General features: G+C 41.3%; 16 protein-coding genes. 2 read left to right on the top strand and 14 right to left on the bottom strand.

Annotated features, from left to right (window positions below; genetic code table 11):
• Positions 1-2 precede the first annotated feature (2 nt).
• The 8 genes from AFK25_RS06060 to AFK25_RS06035 form a co-directional block, all read right to left on the bottom strand.
• Complete coding sequence (locus AFK25_RS06060) at positions 3-1736, bottom strand: site-specific DNA-methyltransferase (RefSeq protein WP_035065768.1); 1734 nt, start codon at positions 1734-1736, stop codon at positions 3-5.
• Between the two features lie 17 nt (positions 1737-1753).
• Positions 1754-4624, bottom strand: a complete 2871-nt coding sequence (locus AFK25_RS06055) for an SNF2-related protein (protein WP_035065770.1) — start codon at positions 4622-4624, stop codon at positions 1754-1756.
• A gap of 326 nt (positions 4625-4950) precedes the next feature.
• Positions 4951-5109, bottom strand: a complete 159-nt coding sequence (locus AFK25_RS14990) for a hypothetical protein (RefSeq protein ID WP_205626208.1) — start codon at positions 5107-5109, stop codon at positions 4951-4953.
• Between the two features lie 112 nt (positions 5110-5221).
• Complete coding sequence (locus tag AFK25_RS15100) at positions 5222-5377, bottom strand: hypothetical protein (RefSeq protein ID WP_009362559.1); 156 nt, start codon at positions 5375-5377, stop codon at positions 5222-5224.
• Positions 5378-5395: 18 nt separating this feature from the next.
• A complete protein-coding gene (locus tag AFK25_RS06050) occupies positions 5396-6256 on the bottom strand; it encodes a permease (RefSeq protein ID WP_420806289.1) in 861 nt (286 codons plus the stop codon).
• Between the two features lie 67 nt (positions 6257-6323).
• Complete coding sequence (locus tag AFK25_RS06045; protein ID WP_035065773.1) at positions 6324-6770, bottom strand: MarR family winged helix-turn-helix transcriptional regulator; 447 nt, start codon at positions 6768-6770, stop codon at positions 6324-6326.
• Positions 6771-6965: 195 nt separating this feature from the next.
• Positions 6966-8456: a malate:quinone oxidoreductase gene (locus tag AFK25_RS06040; RefSeq protein ID WP_035065787.1), complete on the bottom strand. Its 1491-nt coding sequence runs from the start codon at positions 8454-8456 to the stop codon at positions 6966-6968.
• A gap of 255 nt (positions 8457-8711) precedes the next feature.
• Positions 8712-9374 carry a DUF975 family protein gene (locus AFK25_RS06035; protein WP_035065789.1) on the bottom strand — a complete coding sequence of 221 codons (663 nt, stop codon included), beginning with the start codon at positions 9372-9374 and terminating at the stop codon, positions 8712-8714.
• Positions 9375-9533: 159 nt separating this feature from the next.
• Here AFK25_RS06035 and AFK25_RS06030 point away from each other — a divergent pair, with 159 nt between their 5' ends.
• Positions 9534-9908: a zinc ribbon domain-containing protein gene (locus AFK25_RS06030; RefSeq protein ID WP_009362553.1), complete on the top strand. Its 375-nt coding sequence runs from the start codon at positions 9534-9536 to the stop codon at positions 9906-9908.
• Positions 9909-9929: 21 nt separating this feature from the next.
• On the opposite strand, the gene AFK25_RS06025 is transcribed toward AFK25_RS06030, so the two are convergent.
• Positions 9930-11399: a SulP family inorganic anion transporter gene (locus AFK25_RS06025; protein WP_035065790.1), complete on the bottom strand. Its 1470-nt coding sequence runs from the start codon at positions 11397-11399 to the stop codon at positions 9930-9932.
• 223 nt (positions 11400-11622) lie between these two features.
• On the opposite strand from AFK25_RS06025, the gene AFK25_RS06020 reads away from it, so the two are divergent.
• Positions 11623-12039, top strand: coding sequence for a universal stress protein (locus AFK25_RS06020; RefSeq protein ID WP_019418471.1), 417 nt, complete (start codon positions 11623-11625; stop codon positions 12037-12039).
• Between the two features lie 181 nt (positions 12040-12220).
• On the opposite strand, the gene AFK25_RS06015 is transcribed toward AFK25_RS06020, so the two are convergent.
• From AFK25_RS06015 to pruA, 5 genes are all read right to left on the bottom strand, one after another.
• Positions 12221-13210, bottom strand: a complete 990-nt coding sequence (locus tag AFK25_RS06015) for a CapA family protein (RefSeq protein WP_420806291.1) — start codon at positions 13208-13210, stop codon at positions 12221-12223.
• A 104-nt stretch (positions 13211-13314) separates the two neighbouring features.
• Positions 13315-14559: a GntP family permease gene (locus AFK25_RS06010; protein WP_019418468.1), complete on the bottom strand. Its 1245-nt coding sequence runs from the start codon at positions 14557-14559 to the stop codon at positions 13315-13317.
• Between the two features lie 109 nt (positions 14560-14668).
• A complete protein-coding gene (gene putP, locus AFK25_RS06005) occupies positions 14669-16126 on the bottom strand; it encodes a sodium/proline symporter PutP (RefSeq protein WP_019418467.1) in 1458 nt (485 codons plus the stop codon).
• Between the two features lie 85 nt (positions 16127-16211).
• Positions 16212-17126 (bottom strand): proline dehydrogenase family protein, encoded by a 915-nt coding sequence (locus AFK25_RS06000; RefSeq protein WP_009362545.1) that lies wholly within the window; start codon positions 17124-17126, stop codon positions 16212-16214.
• A gap of 14 nt (positions 17127-17140) precedes the next feature.
• On the bottom strand, positions 17141-18688 hold the full coding sequence (gene pruA, locus AFK25_RS05995) for an L-glutamate gamma-semialdehyde dehydrogenase (RefSeq protein ID WP_128713016.1): 1548 nt from the start codon (positions 18686-18688) through the stop codon (positions 17141-17143).
• Positions 18689-18722: the final 34 nt, after the last annotated feature.

The raw sequence follows: 18722 nt of genomic DNA, 5'->3' as shown, positions 1-18722 counted from the left end.
CCCTAAAATAGCTCCAATTGTTCTGGTTCTCTTTCTTTCATTGGCAAATTATTGACATTCAAGCTGTAATCATCACGGCCAAATTCGCATTTATTTAAAATCGCTTGCGGCAATTTTTTAATGGTGATTTGCGGAAATTCATCGACATTGACATTGTATGCCTTGCAGCAAATGAGCAGCGTTTCATTTTCTTTCATTTGTTCCACGATGCCAGCGACCATTTGGTGAGTGACGAGCTGTGTTGTCGTGAAAATAAAATCGTTTTCTGTCGATTGGCCTTGTTTCCAAAATACATGCGGGTCTGGATTGTACGTAAACCCTTCATGCTTGCACATCGCTTCCGCGAGCATTTCGGCATTGTATTCCGGATTAATAATCCAGTTGCCGAACTTATCTTTCTTCAACAAACTCGGCGCTAATTTGTAATAGCGAAAACCGCCGCCGCCTTGCCAATTGACCGCTTTACTAATCCCGCCTTGATCTGTTCCATCAATCACTCGCTTCATCCGCGGAATAATATGTGTATGGCAATGTTCGCCAAGCTCAATCATAATCCAGCGTCTCCCCATCTTATGCGCCACTGCCCCAGTCGTACCAGAACCGGCAAACGAATCCAAAACCCAGTCGCCTTCATTGGTAGACATCCCTATTATTCTTTTTATCAATGATTCTGGTTTCTTTCCATTTTTAAAGGATACTCCTCCTTCGGCTTCTAATCCAGTTGTTTTTATATCTGTCCATAAATCACCAGGGTGTATCATCAAATTACTATCCGCAAATAAAAGCTGTACACGCGGTTGTTTAGAAGTGGATTGGTAATCACTTTTAACCAAATATAACACTTTGTCTCTAACAGATAAAACAGAAAAAATGGTTTGATTTACATATTTTTTCTTTTCTTCTGTTAATAAAAATACTGATTTTGAAGCAGCCGTGCGTACAATTCTCCATGCATTGTCAAATTTCCATTTCATTTGCTCATCCTTTTTTATCCCTAAAGATTTTATTTTTTCAGAAACTGATATTAACTGTATCTTCGAGCAAATTTCATCTATTATTCTGATATCGTCATTACTTTTTTCTTCTTTGTTACTTATTTCATCAATAATTGCTCTATCTTCTCGAGTGAAGTTATCTAAAAATAAGTTATACTCGTTATCCCATTCGCTCTTTGGAATTAATTCAACACTTAAATTTTTCACTCCGTTTTTCTTTGCAAGAATAATATACTCCTTTAGCTTGGGTATAGAACCACTACTCTTTACTGATCCCATTTTTACACCGCTTGCCTCACTCATTTTAACCACAATTGTTTTCAAATTTTTTTCTCCAAATATTTCGCTCATTAAAAGGTACAATCTCGCAAATTCATTATCATCAATCTGAACTGCAAGCAAACCATCATTATGAAGAAGCTTTGCTAATATCTCTAATCTGTGTTTCATTAAAGTTAACCAAATAGAATGCTCCACCCCATCATCATAATGCTCAAACGCATTCCCTGTATTATAAGGTGGATCAATGTAAATACACTTAATTTTCCCCGTAAATTCCTGCTCTAATGCTTTCAGCGCGAGCAAGTTGTCCCCAAAAATTAACCGATTATCAAAAATATCATTTTCCGTCACTCGCTCCTTGGCGTGATAAGAAAGTTCCGGATCTTCAAGAAGAATACGCGGTTCGAGCTTTGGCTGTTCGCCTTTGCCAATCCACGTTAACTCTAGTTTTTGTGCCAATGTACTCCCTCCTGTTGTTATACGATTCTCCACTTGATGGTAAAAAGATGTTCGGTTGCGGTGCGTTGTTCAAGCTTTTTCTCGATTTCTTCAAATAGACGATCTTTTTGTTCATCAATTTCATCTTGCTGGTCGTAAAGGCTTCGGCGCATGTCGTTTCGTTTCTTTTCCAACTCTTTAATTTGTTTGTTCATTTCTAGCTTTTCAGCAAGATTGCGGATTAATTTCGCCTCCCGCTTCAAATGCTCAATTTCCACCGTCATTTCATCTATATCTTTTTCAAGCTTATTTTTCAAGTCTTGTGACCATTTTTCTAATTTTTCTAATTCTGCGTCGAGATAAGTGGATGTCCGTTCCATGATGTCATTTAAAATCGATTGTTGCTGTGCTTTGCTAATACGGCGAAGCGTATTGCCGATCGATTCGGAAAGTTCGATTTCTTCTCCTTCCACAGCAGGCAACTCAAACATTTTTTCACAAATTTCTTGATCGAGTTGCTCCCCTTCTAAATCAATTGCTGAAAAAATAAAATGCTGCTCGTTTTCCAACGATTGAACGTGAAGCAAATCTAACGACAACCATCCTTCTTTCCCAATCAATTGTTCCAAAATCGTCACTTTTCCCTCATAATCTGAATAGCGGAAAGTAATTTCTTTTGGGATAAGCTGGCGGCTTTTTGCCTGTTCGATCCATTTTTGCGCCAATGGATGAGAAAAACGATAATGATGGACGTTTGAACGGTCTTGTTTTTTCGCTTGCGATATCATTTGGTACGTTTCATCATCTTTCGTAAAGCTTAACGTTTCATCATCAAATATCGCTTCTTTTGCACCTTCATACTTAGACAAACCCCAGAGATAGCGCTCCATCCGATTGAGATGCAAATTTGTTTGATGGTAATGATCGCGTAACTTTTCTCGCACTTCATCATCAAAGTTCTCTAGCAAATGCATGCGCGTTTCTTTCATTTTTAGTTGAATTTGCTCATCTAGCTCTGCTTGCAATTGCTTAAACGCTTGCTCAATTTCCTCTGCTGTGCGGCATGTTTGATAAATTTGCTGGATTCGTTTTTCAAAATCGACACCGGATTCAAGCGCGCCTAATACTTCACCTGAAGAGCCAAAAACTCCTTCAAACAATCGGAACTTTTCAGAAAGAATTTCATACACTTTTTTATCCGCTTCGTTTTTATGGTTCAAAAAGTTAATGACAACGACATCATGGGTTTGTCCATATCGATGGCAGCGACCAATCCGCTGCTCAATCCGCTGCGGATTCCATGGCAAATCATAGTTGACAACTAAGCTGCAAAATTGCAGGTTAATTCCTTCTGATGCTGATTCTGTTGCAATCATAATCGATGCCTGCTCTTTAAAATATTCCACAAGAGCCGCGCGCATATCGGCTGTTTTTGAGCCAGTTATTTTGTCGCTGTGCTGATGTTTTTCTAGCCACTGTGCATAAATTTGTTTTGACTGTTCATCTCCATTTTTCCCATTAAATAATACGATTTTCCCTGCATATCCATTGCGTTCAAGAAACTCGCACAAATACGCTTGCGTTCGACGCGATTCGGTGAAGATAACGGCTTTTTCATTCGCGCCTATCATTTTTAATTTCTCAAATCCTTTTTCAAGAGCAATTAATAGCGCTTCCGCTTTTGAGTTTTCACGAATCGATTTCGCGAGCTCATAATATTGTTCTAGTTCTTGTTTTTCCTGTAACACCAGCTGCTTCATTTCAGAAAATGACAACCCGTTATGTATTGGCTGTTCCTCTTCTTCCCATTCTTCTACTGTTTCACTAAATTCATCTACATCTTCGTAAACGTCAGAGCATTCTGCTGCTGTCTCAAGTTTTCCTCGTTCTAAATCCTTTAATAATTGTTCAAGTCGTTGAATGAGGGAATATAGCGTATCAGAAATCGCAAACGAAGAAGAAGCAAGCAATTTACGGACAACTAATGTCATTAATGCCCGTTGACTTGTTGGCAACGCAAAAAGCTGTTCCCGCTGCAAATATGTGGACACTTTTTCGTACAATTCCCATTCATTGTTCGTCGGCATAAACTCTTGCGTAATCGGGATACGTTGCGTATAGTTGACATACTCCGTCACTTGCCGCCGCAACGTCCGGTGGCAAACAGGTTTAATGCGCCGTTTCAAATCAAGAAAATCAGCATCCGACATTTCTTTTGCCCCGCGCGCAAACTGGCGCCGAAAAGTTGTTTCATCTCCAAAAATATGCGGATCAATAAAGCTGATTAATCCATATAATTCCATCAATGAATTTTGCAATAGTGTAGCGGTAAGTAAAACTTTCGGACATCCAGCTGTCGCCGTACGCAAAGCTCTGCCAATTTTGTTCGATTTTTTATATACATTTCTCATTCGATGGGCTTCATCGAAAACAATTAGATCCCAAGCCACTTTTCGTAACATGTCTGCTTTATTTCGTGCATATTGGTAAGAAGTAATGACAATCTGATCTTGTTGCAAAAAAGGATTGCGTTGTCCTGATTGCACCATTTCATTAAAGTTTTTGCTTTCCAAAATGATAGACGAGATATAAAATTTCTCCCAAAGTTCTTGATTCCACTGCTTCCTTAGTGGTGGCGGTACAATAATAAGGATATTGCGCTTTCGTTCTGCCCACAATTGGCTAATAATGAGTCCTGCTTCAATCGTTTTTCCGAGCCCGACTTCATCGGCTAAAATGGCGCCTCGCTCAAGGGGAGCACGAAACGCAAATAACGCCGCTTCGACTTGGTGTGGATTTAAATCAACGGTTGCATTAATTAATGACTGACTTAACCGGCCGATTGAACGTGAAGAGTGTTGTCGAGTTAGTTCATAGGCAAAATATTGGCTTTGGTATGGCGTTGTCACTATAAAAACCCCCTATAATATATCCGAACAACCTATCTATGTCTTATTATACTCGACGTTATTTTACAAGAACAGACACTCGACAAAACATGACATTTCTATATTTATCATTTTTAAAAATTCCACAAGTCCCCCTCCCTCATCACCAAAAAAGGAGCATTACATTCTCTTAAGTACGTAAATACTTCTTTTATGCGTCTTGCAAGATTTTCGTTTACAAATAAATGATCAAACCGTCGCGGAATGATTACACCTTTTTCCATAATACAATATACATCCATCATTCATTTTCATCATATATACAAAAAAAGCCATAGCCAAATGCGCTATGACTTCATTTCCACCACCTTACGCATCTCTTCTTCGCTTCGTTCGAGGAGATGAGCGATTTGCATGATACCCATTCCTTCTATTTTTTCTTTTTGTTCATACACGATGATTGATTCCATCACTTGTTCATCTTCTTTTCCACCCATTTTCTTCACCACTTATCTCCCAAATAAAAAAAACAACCCCCTCTTACTTCGTCATCCTCACTAAAAATCCTGCTATATGTATAACATGCAAAAAGCACCAGGCTCCCCTGGTGCTCTGGTGCTAGCAACATGTTTGTTGGTTCTCTTTCCCTTCGCAGCAATCTTCCTTTTCTTCACAACAATCCTCTTTCTCCTCGCAGCATGCGTCGTCTTTGACCTCAATAATTTGCACATCGCAACAACCTTTTTCTTTTTTCTCAAACAATTTTTTAAACATACGAATCTCCTCCATGTTTTATATGATGTAAAACAAAAATCCTGACAAAGTCGCCATCGAGATGACCGAGGCGATGAACGCCCAAACGAGTTTCTTATGAAAAATGCTATGCAGTAGTGTAATCTCTGGTAAACTTGCGCCTGCGGAGCTAATCATAAGCGCTATCATCGGACCGAGCGCCATCCCTTTTGCAAGGAGCATTTGCGAAATCGGTATCATCGTAGAGAGACGGATGTAAAAAGGAATGCCGATGATTGCGGCAAGCGGAACAAGCCACCATGTATCACCTCCCATGTAGGTTGAAATCCAGTCCGTTGGCACAACGCCATGGATGAATGCGCCAATGCCAGCACCTAACAATAAATACGGATATACGGTTTTCATGAGATGAAGCGTCTCATGCCACGCTTCTTTCAACGTCCGTTTTTTCCCGATATCCACGTTTCCTTTCACAATCACGCGTTTGACTGCGCGTTCAAATCCAAAAGCCTCTAGCATAAAACCGATGAGAATCGAAAGCATCGCCGTCAATAACGTATATACGACGGCTACTTTGATGCCAAGCAATGCGGTCATTAACGTTAAAATCGTCGGGTCAAGTACAGGGGAAGCGAATAAAAAAATCATGACAAGCCCGAACCGAACGTTTTTGTTTAAGAGCGACACGACGACCGGGATGGTCGAACATGAACAAAATGGAGTCACAAAGGCAAACATGACAGCAATGATTGCTCCAATGAGCGGATGGCGCTCTGCCAACAGCTGTTGCATGCGATCATACGGGATGTATCCCTCAATGAATTGAATAAAAAACGAAATAACAAGAAAAAGGAACGTAAGCTCTAACGCTAAAAAGAAAAACGATTGTATCGTTTCCAAATGAATTCTCCTCTTTATTTGCAAAATGCAAGTATTTGTTCAAACAATAGGCAAGATTTCTCTTGCCTTAAAATAACGGTTTGCAACAGACTGTTGATTTGCCCATGCATTCATTCAACAACTGAATGGAGCGAAGAACCGTTTCGCGTTCAAACTCGCTCATATGTGAAAATACTTCACCTAAATATTCGTTCACTTCCGCGTCAATTTTTGCTGTGACGTATTTTCCTTCCGGCGTTAACGATAAAATATAGACGCGGCGGTCTTGGGAATAAGGTGTTTTTTTCACTAAGTTCATTTTGACAAGCGTTTGAATTTGCCGGCTGAACGTCGTAATATCGATGGCTAACGCATCAGCCACTTGTTGCATCGATGGTTCGTTCATCCGGTCAATTTCGTATAAAATATGGCTTTGCACAAGCGATAATTCAACCCCACCAACCGTACAGCAATTTCGGTCTAACAGCTCGAGACGTTTTGTCATCGTGTGGAATAGTTCGCGAACATTTTCCATTTCCTCACCTCTTGATTTTATTATACGTCATTATTTGCATTTTGCAACTAAAAAACAAAAAATATTTTTCTCCTCGTTTATAACATCCTAGTCCAACCTAAGACGAAACAAAGGTAAATTATTTCCTCATTATAACAAATGTGTGCATGAACGCTACAAAAAAGACAGAAGTCCACCGACTTCTGCCTTTCGCATTTATGCAATTTGGAGAGGCATATTTTCTTTTAGGCCAAGCGTTTCAGCAGCGAGCATTTGTACGTCGCGTAAAAGTGTTTCGTTTTTCATCAGTGATACACCGTATGATGGAATCATTTCTTTAATTTTTGGTTCCCATTGTTTCATTTCATTTGGGAAGCATTTTTCAATGACTTCAAGCATAACATGAACAGCCGTTGAAGCGCCTGGTGATGCACCGAGTAAAGCAGCAACGGAGCCGTCATGGGCGGCAACAACTTCCGTACCGAATTGAAGCGTTCCTTTGCCACCTGCTTCTGTATCTTTAATGACTTGCACGCGCTGACCAGCGATAATAACATCCCAATCTTCGCTTTTCGCATTCGGGATAAATTCGCGCAATTCTTCCATGCGTTGTTCTTTTGATAACATGACTTGTTCAATTAAATATTTTGTAAGCGCCATGTTTTTCGCCCCTGCTGCAAGCATCGTCAACACGTTGTGCGGTTTGACAGACGTAATTAAGTCGAATATCGAACCGTTCTTTAAAAACTTTGGTGAAAACCCAGCGAACGGTCCAAATAATAACATTTTCTCATTGCCTATGAATCTCGTATCTAAATGTGGGACAGACATCGGCGGTGCACCAACTTTCGCTTTTCCGTACACTTTCGCATGATGTTGAGCAATGATATCCGGATTGTTGCACACCATAAATAGTCCGCTTACCGGGAATCCACCGATTCCTTTTCCTTCAGGGATGCCGGATTTTTGTAGTAAATGTAAGCTTCCGCCGCCTGCACCGATAAAGACGAACTTCGCTGTATGGACTTCGACCTCGCCGGTTGTGAGGTTGCGCACCTTTACTTCCCATAAATTGTCGCTTGTCCGTTTCATATCTTCAACATGATGTTTATAATATAAATTGACATGCTTATGTTCTAAATGTTCAAATAACATGCGCGTTAAAGCCCCAAAGTTCACATCTGTCCCTGACTCCATGCGCGTGGCAGCAATCGGTTCTGTGACCATGCGGTCTTCCATCATCAGCGGAATCCACTCTTTCAATTTTTGCGGATCGTCAGAAAACTCCATCCCCTTAAATAACGGATGATTAGCCATCTGTTCAAAGCGCTTTCTTAAAAATGCGACATTTTCTTCTCCCTGCACGAAACTCATATGCGGGATTGGCATAACAAAGTCCTTCGGGTTGCGAATGTGCTTATTTTGAACGAGATAAGACCAAAATTGTAGCGACTCTTGAAATTGTTCGTTAATTTTAATCGCTTTGCTTATATCAACTGATCCGTCCGCTTTTTCCACTGTGTAGTTTAGTTCACAAAGTGCGGCATGACCGGTTCCGGCATTGTTCCATTCGTTCGAACTTTCATCTGCTGGTTGATCTAATCTTTCAAATACCACAATATCCCACTCTGGTGCCAATTCTTTTAACAACGTCCCTAAAGTCGCACTCATAATCCCCGCACCGATTAAAATGACATCTGTTTTCATCATTGGACCCCCTAAATCCCATCGATTCGATCAAAAACTTCTCCGTATTTATTATAACACATTTCAATTATAGTATGTCACTATTATTGTTTATTTTACAAACGTGGTTATATCGTTAAATCAAAACACCTCTACCCTTGCATATGTTCGACAAAAAGAAACAATATTCTTTTTTTAATGATTTTACAAAACAATTCGATATTTTACTAGCTTTATTTCAAAAAAATAAAACGAACAAGGGCGCCCTTGTTCGTTTTATTCAGCCGGTGCTTCTTGCGTACGAATAAATTGATCATAAAACGCAGCAAGCGATGTGTAGATGTATGGGACGAGCCATAAAAATCCGATACCAAACGTGAGCATTGAGAGAAGTCCCCAACCGATAAAGCTCAAATATAGTAAAAATAGCTTTCCTTTATACCCTTTCATTCGTTTTTTGCTTTCGCTAATCGCTTGAAGTGCACTGTACTCTGGATGATCTTTTAATAAAAAGAACGTTTGTGAGTAAGATAACGATTTAATAATTCCCGGGATGATGAACAATAAACTCCATAAAAAGACGAAAAGCCCGAATAAAAGCGAAGTACCAATCAGCTTTAAAGCTAATTTTCCGTTTTGATAAACAGTAAATAGCGGAGCGATACGAATAGGCTCATTGCGATACGCATCTAAAAACACCCAATACAAGACGACACTAAGCGGGATGAGTGCAAACGAAACAAACATGCTTACAATCGAGGCAGATACCGGTACAGTTTCTTGATAAAGCCACGCTTCCCATCCTCCACTGAACACAACCTCAACACCGAAAGGAACAACCATCGTTACAAGGGCATAAACAAGTATGAGAAGCACCGCGCTTCCCCATTTTCCTTTCAATGCTTTCCTTGCCTCACGCCTTAATGATGATAATGGCATATCATAAACCCCTCCTTCTGTGTCATGATGCTTACCATATATTTTATGGTATCAATACTCATTCTAGCATACATTCTACTCCTTTTATTTAAAAACAACATGAACTTTATCTATTTCTTGTATATAATGGATGTATCAAACAAATTGGAGGGAACACAAATGAAAAGTATAAAGCCTGGCCGTGGACCGTCCATGCAAGGATTTATTGGCAGTATCGCCACCATTTTATTCGGCATATTTTGGACGTTTATGACTTTTTCCATTACAAAAGAATCTCCAATTGCAGGAACACAAATCTTTCCTTTTTTCGGATTGATCGTTATTGGTATCGGTATTTTTCAGGCGGTATATCATTATAAAAACGCTACAGGGAAAGAACGGATGTCCATCGTCGATATTGTTGACGAAAATGAAGAAAAAGATCCGCTAAATGCTCGCTTCGCCCATCATGAAGAGGAGAAGTTTTGCCCTTACTGCGGAACAAACGTACAAACAGATTTTCGCTTTTGTCCATCTTGCGGAAAGGCATTATAAAACCGAGCATATCGCTCGGTTTTAATGTCCAATCGTTTGTTCAAGACCTCCTGGCTTGTTGTAGAGCGCAAGGCGATTTACAAGCGTTTCGCACGCTTCACTTAAGCCGATGACATTCGCTTCTATGCCGTTTTGGTGCATTTTTATGACGACGCGGTCGATGGCATGCACACCTGTTTCATCTTTAATACGCGCCTTCGCCAAGTTAATGTTTACTTTTTTCACATCGTCATTGTAGCAAAACGCACGGACAAAATCATTCGCGGAGGCGAAAAAGAGCGTTCCCTCTACATCATATGTTGCGATGTCACCTTTTATCGTTTTCGTCACCTTCACTTTAGACATATCGGCTGCAAAAAATAACGCACTTAACATCATTCCAGCAATCACTCCGATCGCTAAGTTATGCGTGATTACCACTGTGGCAACAGTAATAATCATGACGAAAGCATCTGCCTTTGGCACTTTAGCGAGTCGTTGTATCGAACCCCAGTCAAACGTACTGATCGACACCATAATCATAACGGCAACGAGCGCCGCAAGTGGAATCGCAACAACAAGACGGTTAAACACCACAATAAGCACTATTAAAAACACACCCGCCACGAGGGAAGAAAGGCGACCGCGCCCACCTGATTTTACGTTAATAACCGATTGTCCAATCATCGCACAGCCTGCCATACCGCCAAAGAAACCGGCCACAATATTAGCAATTCCTTGTCCGCGCGACTCTTTATTTTTATCGCTTTCTGTATCGGTCAAATCGTCGACAATTTGTGCCGTTAAAAGAGATTCAATTAATCCAACAAGCGCAAGAGATAATGAATAAGGAAAAATAATCATAAGCGTTTCAAAAGTCCATGGCACATTCGGAATCAAAAAGCTCGGCAATGTTGCAGAAATGGCCCCCATATCTCCAACGGTGCGCACATCTAATTTAGCTACGAAAGCGATCGTTGTAATGACGATAATCGCAACAAGCGGAGATGGGATCGCTGTTGTGATGCGCGGGAAAACGTAAATAATGATCAAACCGAGCGCAACAAGTGCATACATCACCCAAGATTCTCCTTGGAAATGTGGCAATTGAGCAGCAAAAATTAAAATAGCAAGCGCGTTAACGAATCCGATCATAACTGGACGAGGAATGAATTTCAATATATTCCCGATTTTAAGTAAACCTAAAACAATTTGAATGACACCTGTTAAAATTGTAGCTGCCAGCATATATTGTAAACCGTGCTCTGCGACTAAACTAACAAGAACAAGCGCCATTGCCCCCGTTGCTGCCGAAATCATCCCCGGTCTTCCGCCAACGAAAGAGATGACGACCGCCATACAAAAGGAAGCGTATAAACCAACCATCGGATCGACACCTGCGATAATCGAGAATGCAATCGCTTCTGGAATAAGCGCAAGTGCAACGACTAGTCCAGCTAATACATCTCCTCTGATATTTCCAAACCATTCTTCCTTCCAATGTTTAAACATACAACCCCTCTTTCCTTTTTATATTGCTTCTTCCGTAAAGAAGCGTCCCGTACACAACAAAGCCGATTATACATAACATTGTTCACATGCTCAACCTTTTATGACGGCTTAAAAACGGCTATACACGCATACATATCAATAAAGAAAGCGATACCAAAAAATTTTTTTGAAAAAGCTTTCATTAGACGATATAATAAACAAAAATAGGTGCGAGGTTGAAACAATGAAAAACATTTTACTTGCGTCAGATGGCTCTGAACATGCTTTACGCGCAACAAAAAAAGCAATTGAACTTTGTTCATACATTCAAAAAGCAACGGTCACTGTTGTGTATGTCATTAACACAACGACAGCGAAAACAGACGTATTGCTAGAAGGAAACGTAGAAGAACGCGAAGCGATGCGTAAAAAACGTTTATCTTCAACTGAGGCATTGCTGAAAGAAGCTAACATTCCGTACGAAATTCGTCTGTTAAGAGGAGAACCAGGACCTGCAATTGTTGAATTTGCAAACGCGCATCCCTTTGATCTTGTGATTGTCGGTAGTCGCGGATTAAATACGTTACAAGAAATGGTGTTAGGAAGCGTGAGCCATAAAGTCGCTAAGCGAGTAGAAGCACCCGTATTAATTGTAAAGTAAAAAAAGTTCGGCGCCTGCCGAACTTTTTACCCTCTTTTTCCCTTTATAGATCGCATCAACCGTACAGAACCAAAAACAAACACAACAAAAACCCCAAGCAACGTGCCGAGCATCACGAGTTGAAATACAATGTCCCCAATGTACATAAAATCAACTCCTTTTCTTTCCATTATACTTTACTTTATTTTTCATATACGAGCCATGTTGGTTTATTAATTTTTGCTGATAGATGAACAATTTTTGTTTTTACGCGACTTGCTTCTTTTCCTTGAAGTGGAATCGGCTGATAGTTGTTTCGCGTCGTGACAGATGAGATGCGAAATGGAATGATGCGAATCGTTGTTTTCGGCTGTTTTTTTCCGTTAACAAAATAAAATGTTTGTTGATAAACGAACGTATCTTTATCGCTCGGATTTTTATTGCCTCCAAACATAAAATTGCCTAAGCTATAAACGATCATTTTTCCTTTATATTGCTCCATTCCTTGAATGACGTGCGGATGATGGCCAACGACAAGATCTGCTCCGCTATCGATCGCAAATTTCCCTAACGCTTTTTGCGTGCTATTTGGCACATAGCTTCGCTCCTCACCCCAATGGAAATGAACGAGAACGATTTGGACTCCTTGTTTTCGTAGGGCATCTATGTCGTTTTCCATTTGCTGTCGCACCGCCTTCGTATCGCTCCATCCTTTATAGCCGAGCGCACCGATTTTCACTCCTTTGACGGTCTTTACAAGCCGTATTCCGTTCCCGAAATATCCGACGTTCGCTCGTTTTAACGTAGCAATCGTATCTATATATCCTTTTTGTCCATAGTCCAACGTATGATTATTCGCAAGATTGACCCCTTCAATGCTCGCGCGTGTTAAAATGTTAACGTACGACGGATCGCCTCGAAAACGAAACTTTTTCTCCGCTTTTTGCGTTGCATTTGTTAACGTTGTTTCCAAATTGACGGTTGTAAAATCATCTTTCTTAAAAATCGGTTCAATATATTTTGTAAAAAAAGCAAGACCATTTTTTTTCGCTTCATGATCAAACGAATATGTATAGCCATAGTTGTCATCGCGACCAAGCGTCACATCGCCTGCGACGCTTAATGTAATGCTCGTTTCTCCTTGCGCCCAAGCAGGATGTGCAAATAAAAGCAGACAGATAAATACAAAAATATATACGTTTCTCACTTCTCCACTCCCCTTTCATATATCATTTTTCTACATATGGATGGAAAGTCCTTTTTTTATTTTATTTGTTGATGATTTAGAACATTGTTTTATAAAAGTAAAGTAAAAACAATCGTAGATGTTGCTGCAATCGTTAAGCCGATGAGCGTTTCAGACGGAAGCAATTGGAGACGCTCTTTCGGTGACATATGCACGCTTGCTGCTGTAGCATGAAAAAAACTGCCGTGTGGCAAATGATCAAGCACCGTTGCGCCCGCATGTACCATCGCCGCACCGGCGAGCGGGGAGACGCCTGCTTCCATTAATGCTTTTCCGAATACGTGGCTCGCTACTGCCGCACCGGCTGTTGTTGATGCAGTCATACCTGATAATAATGCACCTGCGAGCGGAGCGATGACATATGGAGAAAGGCCGAGCGACTGAAACGTATCCATAAACGTTTCATGTAACGATGAATTTGCTATGACGCCGGCTAGCGTTCCTGTACCTATAAGCATCAACACAACATCGCTCATTTTTTCCATACCCACGCGCAAAAACATGTTTAGCTCATTCGTTTTATTCATTACAACTACGCCAACGAGCGCACCGGCTGGCAATGCGATGAGCGGATCAATCGCGATGCTAAAAAGTGGACGGAGCAACAACAGACTAATCGCAACAAGAGGGGCAACGATTGCCTTTTGCCATGAAAGTGTTTCTTTTTTCACTGTTTCGACTTGTACGCTATGTACGACGTCACGAGACCATCGTTTCGCAAGCTGATACGTGACAAAAAGGGCGACAACAGCTGGCGCGATGCCTGCAATCATCAATGAAGAAAGCGGCACATGAAACGCTTCTGCTGCGGCGATCGTGTTCGGATTCGGGGAAATGATATTCCCTGCTTTTCCTCCACCAATTAATGCAAGCAATATCGCAAAGCGCGACAGCTCAAGCCGATGCGCAATTGCAAGCGCAACAGGGGCAATTGTCATAATGGCAACATCAACAAACACTCCACAAGCCGTTAACATCATCGCTGTACAACATAGCGTAAACAGTGCATATTTTTCTCCACACGCTTGCACAAGTTTTTCTGCCAGCGCGACAGCCGCCCCTGATTGCATGAATACGCCAGCTAGCACACCAGCAGCTAACATGCGCAAAATAGAAGGGATCATTTCTTTTGCACCATCTATCATGAAACGAACGGCCTCATCGATCGAAGCACCGCCAAGTAAAGCGCCAATAAACGCCCCACACATCATCCCATACCCTACCGGAACGTTCCGTAAAATAAAAATAATAGCTAGTAAAAATGCGATCATTGCTCCAAATGTGTTCACTGTCAACTCCCCTTTCTATGCACATAATTACAAAAAATATATATAATCCCATTGTATGAGCATTGCTCGAAGTCATGCAAGCACAAAAAAGGTGCCCTGTTCGGACACCTTTTTCTTATGATGAAATCGTACGTTTAAACGTATCAAATTGCTCTGTCACACGTTTTTCAGGTGTAGCTGTGAATAAGCTGACAATGACAATCGCAACAAAGCTGGCGATAAAGCCCGGCACCATTTCGTACATGACGCTTGCATATGAGGAATTCGCCCAGACGATGACTGTCGTTGCTCCTGCAATCATTCCCGCAAGCGCTCCCCATTTTGTCATACGGCGCCAGTACAAGCTTAATATAATCACAGGACCGAATGAAGCCCCAAATCCTGCCCATGCATAACCGACAAGATTTAAAATGGTATTATTTTGCTCGTATGCGAGCAATAAGGCAACAATCGATACAAGTAGGACAGATAAGCGACCGACAAATACAAGCTCTTTATCAGACGCTGAGCGACGGAATAAAATTTTATATAAATCTTCCGTTAGTGAACTAGATGTCACTAACAATTGAGATGAAATCGTACTCATAATTGCCGCTAAAATGGCTGCAAGTAAAAATCCTGTAATAAGCGGATGGAATAAAATTTCCCCAAGTTTAATAAATACTGTTTCTGGGTCTTCCAACTTCATGCCTGCTTGTTTAAAGTAAGCGATTCCAAAAAGACCTGTTAACATCGCACCGACAGATGAAAAGATCATCCAGCCCATTCCGATGCGGCGCGCTTGTTTCATTTCTTTCACTGATGAAATCGCCATAAAACGAACAATAATGTGCGGCTGACCGAAATAGCCAAGTCCCCATGCAAATAGCGAGATGATACCGACAACGCTTGTCCCTTTAAACAAATCAAGCAAGTTCGGATCCATATCGCGAATCGTTGTCGTCGTTTCAGTTAATCCCCCAATGTGCATAAGCGTCACAACCGGCACGAGAATAAGCGCAATAAACATAATGAGTCCTTGCACAAAGTCCGTCCAACTGACCGCTAAAAATCCCCCGAACAATGTGTATGCGACAACAACACCAGCTACAATCCATAATCCTGTATGATAATCTGTGCCAAACGAATTTTTAAACATGACCCCGCCAGAAACGAGACCAGAAGAAACGTAAAAGGTAAAGAAAATCATAATGACGAATCCAGAAACGAGACGCAATAACTTCGATGTATCACCGAAACGGTTTTCTAAAAACGATGGAATCGTAATCGAATCGTTCGCTACTTCTGTATATACTCGTAAACGTGGAGCAACGTATAACCAGTTCGCATACGCTCCAAGGGCTAATCCGATCACAATCCATGAAGCGCTTAACCCTTGCGCATACATCGCTCCCGGCAATCCGAGCAACAACCAACCGCTCATATCCGATGCTCCCGCGCTCAATGCGGTAACGGCTGGACCGAGCGTTCGTCCGCCTAACATATAATCAGACAAGTTCGATGTCCGTTTATACGCCCAATATCCGATGAATAACATCCCCACCATATACACAACGACAGATGTAATAACCAAAACAATCTCCCCTTCCTTTGTTGTCTATAAAAACCCCTTTGTACGTATCATTATACTAAAATATGTTCACAATTTGTACAAAAAATTATTTTCCAAAAAAGCCTTTTAATGCGAACGCGACGTTTTGTGGACGTTCTGCTAATCGGCGCATGAAATAGCCGAACCAATCATTCCCGAATGGAACGTATACGCGCATCGTATAGCCTTCTTTTGCAAGCTGTTGTTGCATATCTGTTCGAAAGCCATATAACATTTGAAACTCAAATTGGTTACGCGGAATATTATTTTCTTTCGCAAACTTTTTTACTTTTTCAATAATATGATGATCATGTGTGGCAATCGCTGTATAACTTCCGCTTAATAAGTGAAGACGAATCATATTCATGTAGTTCTCATCAATTTGTTGTTTTTCTTGAAACGCCACTTCTGGCGGCTCTTTATACGCTCCTTTCACTAAACGAAGCGATACTCCTTTCAAATCTTTTACATCTTGTTCAGCGCGATATAAATATGCTTGAATGACCGTTCCAACGTTGTCGTACGTGCGGCGTAGTTCGTGTAATAAATCGAGCGTCGCTTGGCAATGCGCTGAATCTTCCATATCGATGCGCACGAAGTTGTTGTATCGTTTCGCCGTTTCAACAATTTGACGCATATTGTTTAAGCAAAAATCAAAGTCAATATCAAGCCCAAGCTGCGTCAATTTGACGGACAAGTTGCTTTGAACGCCTGCACGATGAATGGCTTCTAACGTGCGGATGTTATATTGTGTCGCTTCAATGGCTTCTTCGCGACTTGAAACGAACTCTCCTAAATGATCGAGCGTACAAACGAGCCCTTTTTCATTTAGTTCACGAACTTTTTTGATAGCGCTTTCAATCGTTTCCCCTGCAACAACTTGGGAAGCTCCGAAACGGAGCCCCCATTTTTTCGCCGCTTGATTTAACATTTTGCTTTGTGAAGCATATAAAAAAATATTTTTCGATAGTTGTGCAAGCATGGCCATTCCCCCTTTTAAAACATTTCACTGACTGTTTTTGCTTGCATATGGAGCAATAAATAGTCTGGACCACCTGCTTTAGAATCTGTTCCTGACATGTTAAACCCGCCAAACGGATGATAGCCGACAATCGCTCCGGTACAACCGCGATTAAAATATAAGTTTCCAACATGAAACTCTTCGCGCGCTTTTTCTAAATGAGCACGATTGTTTGAAATGACCGCCCCTGTTAATCCGTAATCTGTATTGTTCGCCACTTCAAGCGCTTCATCAAACGTACGCACTTTCGTAAACGCAACGACCGGACCAAAAATTTCTTCTTGCATGATTCGCGCAGTTGGGGCAACATCTGCAAACACAGTTGGCTGAATAAAAAATCCTGTCGTATCGTCTCCTTCGCCTCCTGTCATAAGCTTCCCTTCTTGCTTGCCAATTTCGATATAGCTCATAATTTTATCGTACGATACTTGATCAATGACAGGTCCCATAAAAGTGCTTTGCTCTTGTGGATTGCCGACCTTTAATTGCTTTGTTAACTCAACGACGCGACTAAGCACTTCGTCATATACATCTTCAAGAACGATGGCACGCGAGCATGCCGAGCATTTTTGCCCTGAAAAACCGAATGCGGAAGCAACGATCGATTGTGCGGCTAATTCAAGATCCGCATCCCGATCAACGATGATCGCATCTTTTCCACCCATTTCTGCGATGACACGCTTCAACCATTTTTGTCCTGGTTGAACGATAGCTGCCCGTTCATAAATGCGACATCCAACGGCACGCGATCCTGTAAAAGAAATGAAGCGCGTTTGCGGATGTTCGACAATATATTCTCCAACTTCTGCTTCTCCTCCCGGCAAATAGTTTAATACTCCTTGAGGAAGACCGGCCTCTTCCATCAGTTCAACAAACTTTGCAGCAACAATTGGAGCACGATCGGATGGTCGTAAAATGACCGTATTTCCTGTCACAATCGCCGCAACCGTCGTTCCAGCCATAATCGCAAGCGGGAAATTAAACGGTGAAATAATTAATCCGACGCCAAGCGGCACATAAAAAAATCGATTGGACTCTCCTGAACGACTAAGCACAGGCACACCTTCTGCAAGGGAAATCATTTGTCTAGCGTAATATTCTAAAAAGTCAATCGCTTCCGCTGTATCCGCATCTGCTTCTTTCCACGGCTTACCGACTTCTTTCACTAACCATGCGGAAAATTCATGTTTTCTTCTTCTTAACATCGCTGCTGCGCGCAGCAACACATCGGCGCGCGCCTTTGGCGATACACGTTTCCACGTTTCAAATGCAGAAAGTGCCGCTTCCATCGCTTCATCAGCAAGCGCTTTCGTCGCTTTTGATACGACCCCAACCTCTTGCTGTTTATTCGCAGGGTTCGTCGACACCACTTTTTCTTCCGTAACGATTCGTTTCCCTCCAATAATGATTGGATACACTTGTCCTAGTTGTGTTTCAACATAAGCAAGCGCTTGACGAAACGCAGCTGCTTCTTGCTCAATTGTAAAGTTTGTAAACGGTTCATGTTTGTATGGTACAGTCACATGCATCGATCCTTTCACGATTTTGTCACATATT

The sequence above is a fragment of the Anoxybacillus gonensis genome (assembly GCF_001187595.1).
GTDB lineage: Bacteria > Bacillota > Bacilli > Bacillales > Anoxybacillaceae > Anoxybacillus > Anoxybacillus gonensis.
Note: the sequence above shows the minus strand (reverse complement) of the source record. Positions and strands in the feature narration are given on the sequence as shown.